General features: G+C 31.7%; 4 protein-coding genes. 3 read left to right on the plus strand and 1 reads right to left on the minus strand.

Annotated features, from left to right (window positions below; genetic code table 11):
• Positions 1 to 90: 90 nt before the first annotated feature.
• Positions 91 to 324 carry a DUF2007 domain-containing protein gene (locus tag DNC80_RS15435; protein ID WP_182651978.1) on the minus strand — a complete coding sequence of 78 codons (234 nt, stop codon included), beginning with the start codon at positions 322 to 324 and terminating at the stop codon, positions 91 to 93.
• A 119-nt stretch (positions 325 to 443) separates the two neighbouring features.
• Here DNC80_RS15435 and rnr point away from each other — a divergent pair, with 119 nt between their 5' ends.
• From rnr to DNC80_RS15450, 3 genes are read left to right on the plus strand one after another with little or no spacing between them, the layout of a single operon-like run.
• Positions 444 to 2,636, plus strand: coding sequence for a ribonuclease R (gene rnr / locus DNC80_RS15440; RefSeq protein ID WP_182651979.1), 2,193 nt, complete (start codon positions 444 to 446; stop codon positions 2,634 to 2,636).
• A 5-nt stretch (positions 2,637 to 2,641) separates the two neighbouring features.
• Complete coding sequence (locus DNC80_RS15445) at positions 2,642 to 3,355, plus strand: head GIN domain-containing protein (protein ID WP_182651980.1); 714 nt, start codon at positions 2,642 to 2,644, stop codon at positions 3,353 to 3,355.
• 42 nt (positions 3,356 to 3,397) lie between these two features.
• Positions 3,398 to 4,078 carry a LysE family translocator gene (locus DNC80_RS15450; protein WP_182651981.1) on the plus strand — a complete coding sequence of 227 codons (681 nt, stop codon included), beginning with the start codon at positions 3,398 to 3,400 and terminating at the stop codon, positions 4,076 to 4,078.
• Positions 4,079 to 4,160: the final 82 nt, after the last annotated feature.

Consider the following 4,160-nt stretch of genomic DNA (forward strand, 5'->3'; position numbering starts at 1 on the left):
AGGATTTAAAATTTAATTTTTCTTTTTGTTTATTTAAATATATGTTGACAACTTTGAAAAAAATGAAATCAAAAAATTAAAAAGATTGTCTCAAACGATTTTCAAATTGTTGTTCAAGTGATCCAAAAGAGCTTGCACTTTTTCAAAATCGTTTTGATGAATTTTGAGTTTGATTCCGCCGTAGGCAAAACTGCTAAACGGATCGACCGATACGAGATTTTCGTTTTCGAAAAAAAAAGCAATCGATTCTTGCTCTAATAAATGTTTGATGACCACAATTTCGTGTGCGTAATTGAATATAGCAATCGTTTTAAATGCTTCCATTGGTATAGTTTTTATAAAGATACAACTATTACGTAAAGTTATATTTTATTTAAAACTAGCGCTATTTTAGTGATTACACTGTAGTATTTCGTAATTTTAGACTTTTAAGAACAAGATTTATGAGTAAAAGATTAAGAAAGCCGATAAAGAAAGGGAAAGATTTCACGGATAAAATATTAAAAATACTATCGCAAAGTGCTAATAAAGCATTCAATTATAAACAAATAGGAGCAAAGCTAGAACTTGATGATACGGAGAGTAGAAATCAAATTATAAAAGATTTAAAAATTTTAGCCTCGCAAAACAAGATTATTGAGTCGGAACCAGGTAAATTTTTGGTAAAAGCTGCTAGTCAAGATTATTACGAAGGTAAAATAGACATGACAGGTCGTAAAACAGCCTTTTTTGTTTGTCCAGATCTTGAGGATGATGTTTTTATTCCTACCGCAAACTTGAATCATGCTTTAGATAAAGATATCGTAAAAGTATATGTGTATAACCGCAGAAAAGGAAAACGTCCTGAAGGTGAAGTTATTGAAGTACTAGAAAGACATAAAACAGATTTTGTGGGTGTAATTGATATCCAAGCTAATTTTGCTTTTGTCTCTACTGCTAATCCAAAAATGTATACTGATATTTTTATTCCAAAGGATAAAATAGGCGAGGCGGAGCAAGGTGATGTGGTTTTGGTGCATATCGAAGACTGGCCAAAACGTGCTGATAGTCCGTTTGGGACCGTTGTGAAAGTTTTAGGTAAACCAGGCGAACACGATACTGAGATTCATGCGATTTTGGCTGAATACGGTTTGCCATCAGAGTTTCCTATTGAAGTGGAAACTTTTGCTCAAAAAATAGATACTTCGATTACGGAGGCTGAAATTGCCAATCGTCGTGATATGCGTGATACATTGACCTTTACCATAGATCCAAAAGATGCTAAAGATTTTGATGATGCCTTGTCTTTCAAAGAATTAGAAAATGGAAATTTCGAAATAGGAATTCACATTGCCGATGTATCGTATTATTTAGAAGAAGGAACCATCCTTGATGATGAAGCCTATCAAAGAGCCACATCGGTTTATTTAGTAGATAGAGTAGTACCTATGTTACCTGAAGTGTTGTCAAACTTTGCGTGTTCATTGCGTCCGCAAGAAGAGAAATATACTTTTTCGGCCATATTTGAAATTACTGATAAAGCGCAAGTGGTAAACCAGTGGTTTGGTCGAACAGTAATTTACTCGGATCAACGTTTCGCGTATGAAGAAGCGCAACACATCATAGAAACGAAACAAGATGTGATTCCTGTAGAAATTTCGATTACTGGAGCATCATATCAAGTTCCTGCAGAAATTGTCGCAGCAACGCTTAAAATGGATGAAATAGCTAAGATTTTTAGAAAAAAGAGAATGGCTGATGGTGCCATTTCTTTTGACAAAGTCGAAGTAAAATTCAATTTAGACGATGCGGGTGAACCACAAGGAGTTTACTTTAAAGTTTCAAAAGATGCCAATCATTTGATTGAAGAGTTTATGCTTTTGGCTAATAAAAAAGTAGCAGAATATATTGGTAAACAAAAGAAAACCTTTATTTATAGAATCCATGATGAGCCTAATGAAGACAAATTAATAGCCATGCAAACCGTAATTGCTAAGTTTGGTTACAAAATTGATTTCAGAAACAAAGGTGATATTTCGAAATCTTTGAATCAATTAATGGCTGATGTTAATGGTAAAAAAGAGCAAAACTTAATCGATACACTGGCTATTAGAAGTATGAGTAAAGCCAAATATTCTACTGATAACATTGGTCATTACGGACTTGCTTTTGATTATTATTCTCATTTTACATCACCAATTCGTCGTTATCCAGATGTTATGGTGCACCGTTTGTTACAGTTTTACCTTGATGGAGGAAAATCAGTAGATGAAGAAACGTATGAAACCAAATGTTTGCACTCATCAACTATGGAAGGTTTAGCAACCAATGCGGAACGTGATTCTATTAAGTACATGCAAGTAAAATACATGCAAGATCATCAGGATCAAGAATTTTTGGGTGTAATTTCGGGTGTGACAGAATGGGGAATTTATGTTGAAATTATCGAAAATAAGTGTGAAGGAATGGTTCGTATTCGAGACATACGAGATGATTATTACACTTTCGATGAAAAACAATATGCATTAACAGGAGCAACTTCTGGGAAGTTATTGCAATTAGGAGATGAAATTTTCGTTAAAGTTAAAAATGCCGATTTAGTTAAAAAACAGTTGGATTTTAATTTTTTAAGAAGAGTTAGCGAACCATTAAAGTAAAAAAAATGAAATCAAAGATTCAGGAATATCAAAAAAGTAATTTTAGAAATTGGAGTAAAAAAATAGTCCTACTTGCATTTGTAATTTTAAGTCAAATTACGAATGCTCAAGTATCTAGAAATCTGGGTGATTTTGATGAAGTTAGAGTTTTTGATAAGATTAAAGTTGTTTTGATTCCAGCTTCAGAAAACAAGATTGTTATTACAGGTGATCGATCTGACGAATTAGAGGCTGTAAATAAAAACGGAATTTTAAAAATAAGAATGCCGTTCCCAAAATTACTTTCAGGTAATGACATCACTGTAAAATTATATTTTAATAAAATTGAAGAAATTTCAGTTAGTGAAGGTGCTTATGTTTCTAGTGAATATGATTTTAAACAAACTAGCTTAGCAGTAAATGCAACATCTGGTGGCGAAGTTATTTTAGATTTAAACGTAGAAAAAGTAAACGTAAAAGTCAATGCTGGTGGAATTGTTACCTTAACTGGAAAAGCAACAAATCAGGACGTTATAATTACATCTGGAGGTATTTTAAGTTCCAAAGATTTAATTACTACACAAACATCGATAAGCGTCTCTGCAGGTGGTGAAGCAGATGTTTATGCTACCACGCTCGTAGATGCAAAAGTTCGTGCCGGAGGTTCTATTTTTATTTATGGTAAACCCAAACAAATTAATAAAGAAGTTTTCATAGGTGGTAAAATTCAAGAAAAATAGATAATCCTTGGTATATTTACAGGCAACAAATTTTAATTTTGAATGGTAAACGATATTTTAGCTGGTATTCCTTGGGGAATATTTCTTAGTTTTATGATAGGTCCTGTTTTTTTTATACTACTTGAAACCAGTATTATAAAAGGATTCAGAGCCGCTTTAGTTTTTGATTTAGGTGTTGTATTAGGAGATATTTTTTTTATTGCTATTGCGTATTTAGGAAGTTACAGATTGATACAAAGTATTAAAGACCAACCGGCATTATTCATTTTTGGTGGTGTTATTATGTTAGCGTATGGCATTATTTCATTCGTACAATTAAAAAAAGAACAAAAAATAAATACCGATCTTATTGACAAAGAAATTGTCAAAAAAAATTACATAAGTCTTTTTGTTAAAGGCTTTTTACTCAACTTTATTAATATAGGTGTTCTAGGTTTTTGGGTTGCCATTATTATATCTGTGGGACCAAAACTGGAGATGCAAACTTCTAGAATGATAACGTTTTTTATATCTGTAATACTAAGTTATTTGATCATTGATTGTTTTAAAATATTGTTAGCCAAACAATTAAAAACAAAACTTACACCAGTAAATATTCTTAAAATTAAAAAAGGAATAAGTGTAGTGATGATGGTTTTTGGGATAGTATTAATCACTCAAGGTTGGTTTCCCGAAGAAAAAGAATTGGTTAAAAAAGCATTTGAAAAAATAGAGAATAAATAATTTTAAATTCTATTTAATTGAAAAAGCCTTGATTCTAATACAATAGTTTCAAGGCCTTTTAATTTAAACATATAAGTCATTT

Source organism: Flavobacterium sp. SOK18b, from assembly GCF_014156605.1.
Classification (GTDB): Bacteria; Bacteroidota; Bacteroidia; order Flavobacteriales; family Flavobacteriaceae; genus Flavobacterium; species Flavobacterium tiangeerense.

Excerpts from the sequence above, each read along its gene's own strand:
- DNC80_RS15435 (WP_182651978.1), bottom strand. The coding sequence starts at position 324 with ATGGAAGCATTTAAAACGATTGCTATATTCAATTACGCACACGAAATT.
- rnr (WP_182651979.1), top strand. The coding sequence starts at position 444 with ATGAGTAAAAGATTAAGAAAGCCGATAAAGAAAGGGAAAGATTTCACG.
- DNC80_RS15445 (WP_182651980.1), top strand. The coding sequence starts at position 2,642 with ATGAAATCAAAGATTCAGGAATATCAAAAAAGTAATTTTAGAAATTGG.
- DNC80_RS15450 (WP_182651981.1), top strand. The coding sequence starts at position 3,398 with ATGGTAAACGATATTTTAGCTGGTATTCCTTGGGGAATATTTCTTAGT.